Source organism: Micromonospora sp. (assembly GCF_048594385.1).
GTDB classification, from domain to species: Bacteria; Actinomycetota; Actinomycetes; order Mycobacteriales; family Micromonosporaceae; genus Micromonospora; species Micromonospora wenchangensis.
Map to the genome: position 1 here is coordinate 1 of NZ_JBMDWU010000128.1, position 2,355 is coordinate 2,355.

The 2,355-nt window shown below is 70.7% G+C and carries 3 protein-coding genes; all 3 read right to left on the minus strand.

The features are described 5' to 3' along the window. Positions 1 to 160: 160 nt before the first annotated feature. Positions 161 to 910, minus strand: a complete 750-nt coding sequence (locus tag ACOJTC_RS06290) for a hypothetical protein (protein WP_420116134.1) — start codon at positions 908 to 910, stop codon at positions 161 to 163. 91 nt (positions 911 to 1,001) lie between these two features. Continuing rightward, the gene (locus ACOJTC_RS06295) at positions 1,002 to 1,355 is read right to left on the minus strand and encodes a hypothetical protein (RefSeq protein ID WP_420116135.1); all 354 of its coding nucleotides are present in this window, start codon (positions 1,353 to 1,355) and stop codon (positions 1,002 to 1,004) included. Positions 1,356 to 1,371: 16 nt separating this feature from the next. Then, the coding region (locus tag ACOJTC_RS06300; RefSeq protein WP_420116136.1) for a MinD/ParA family ATP-binding protein at positions 1,372 to 2,355 on the minus strand (984 nt) is incomplete at its 5' end.

Sequence of the window (2,355 nt, forward strand, 5' to 3'; positions counted from 1 at the left end):
TCGGCGTTCCACTTGGTCATCCAGGCCCGAGGGTTGTAGTCGTTGCTCGATGGGTCCGCGGACGGGCTGCTGCTCGGGTCGGCCTGAGCCGCCGGTGCAGCGGTCAGGAGAGCTCCGATCAGGGCAGCAACGATGATCAGAAGGCGAGTCGCGGCGCGCATCAGCAGGCCCCGGCATAGGACTGCCACGGGTTACTCGGGCTGTCGGCCCACGGGTCATCACCCAGGGGCTGCATCGTGCCGACAAGCGACCAATGCCCATTGGTGACGGTGAGGGCGAAGCTGGTGATCATCTTGATCGTCTCGACGCGACCGTCGGAACGGGTCATCTGACGCTGAACGATCACGTCGACGGTTGCATCGGTCGGAGTGGTGAATCCAGTCATCCGGTAGTTGCCGGTATCGGCGACGACGCGTCCTTCGATGTAGCCCTGGGCAGCGAAGTCGCGGGCGTTCTTGGCCTGGTCATCCAGGACGTTCGCCCGGAATGCCTCGCTCCCGGGCGCGACGATCGTGTCGAGCACCGCCGCTGAGTTCGGGTCCGAGGGGTAGGTCACCAGCCATCGCGCGGCTGTACGAGCGAAGGCGGCCGCCCCCGACGCGTCCAGTGAGGCGGCCTGTTGGGCGGGCAGGATCGCGGCGAAGGGGTCGGCGCCGCCGAGGCAGCCGTTGGCCTGGTTCGCAGTGCTGGCCGCCGACGTCGAGGTCGGAGCGGCTGACGTGGTGCGCGGTGCGGTGCTGGTAGTCGTCGGGGGCGCGGCCGCGCCTGGGTCGTTGTGGCTGTTCGCGGTGCCGATGGCCACACCGACGGCCAGGGCGGCGGCCATGATCAGCACGCCGATGCCGGCCAGGCGCCATCCGCGGCGGCCGCCGCTGGGCGTGATACCGGGCGGGGTGTGGGGCGCCGTCATCGCGGTTTCTCCGTCTGTGGGGGAACGCACCAACCCCCAACCCGCTGGGCGGGGTGGGGGTTGGCGGTGGCTGGGGGAACGGTCGACACGGTCAGCCGAAGACGGTGAAGATCGCGGTCACGATGACGCCCAGCCCGGCCAGGCCGCCGACGGCGGCTGCGGACCATCCGACCTTGGTCTTGGCCTCGTCAGCCTGACCGGGCACATGGTTGGCGGTGGCCCGCCGAAGGTCGAGGATCCCGAAGATCAGGAACGCGATCGAGACGATCAGACCGGCGGCCCACAGGCCGGCGAAGAGCTTCTGCCACCAGGTCGTGAACTCTGCGCCGAAGACGTTGAAGTCCGGCACGAGGCCGTTGATCGGGTTGTCGATGGCGGCGGCGTAGCTGGTGCCGGAGTCGGTCAGGTGGGAGACGGTGGTCAGGGCGATGCTGGCGAGCTGCATGGCGTGGTGCTCCTGCTCAGGCGGTGGTGATGTTGGCGACGGTGGCGGTGGCCAGGCGGGTCCACGCGAGCTGCGAGGGTCGGCTGAGCCGGTCGTAGGTGATGGTTGAGCTGGCGGCGATGTGCCGGTCGAACGGGATGTGTTCGGGCTGCTCGACCCCGGCGTTCTGGAACAGTCCGTCGATCGCGGCGGCCAGGCCCGGGGTGTGCGGGGCGCCGGTGTGCAGGACCGCCACGACGGCCCGCTGCACGAGGTCGCTGGAACCCTGCAGTCGGTGCAGCAGTCGCAGCGCCGAGTCGACCGACGCCTGTTGGATGACCGTGGGGATGACCAGGATGTCGGCGCTGGCGATGACCTGCCGAAACGCCGAGGAGTGCGAGACGTTGCCGGTGTCGGCGATCGACACGCGGTAGGTGCGGTCCAGGGCCCACTGGATCCGGGCGACCGTGTCCCCGTTGAACTCCCGGTCTGACAGGGACACCAGAGCATCCGCGCCGGTGGTCTGGGTGGTGGCGACCGCGGCGATCGTGCCCGGGTAGGCGTACCCGTCGGGGTCGGCGGCGATCTCGGCCACGCACCGCGTGGCGGTGCCCTCGGCGACCACGTGCAGGGTGCCGGGGGCGTCCGCAGCGTCCCAAACGGCGACGTTGCCGCCGCGGACCCGGGCCATCGCCCCGCCCAGCACCAGCGACACCGGGGTCTTGCCGCTGCCGCCCTTGGGGTTGGCGACCACGACCCGTACCGATCGCGGCCAGTTGGCCGATCGGATCAGGCGCTCGTTCTCCCGGTGCGCGAGTTCCTCACGGCCCGGCTTGGGCTTGACCAGCCCGAAGCTCAGCGCCTTGATCGCGGTCTGTTTACGCCCCCACGTCGCCGGGGTCTCATCCAGCGGCGCCGGCTCCCAGGTCACCACCGCGGCCGACGGGGTCACCCGGGCCGGTGGGGCCGTGGGCGCCGCGAGGGCCTGCGGCTGCGGATCAGCCGCCGCTACTGCGGCCGC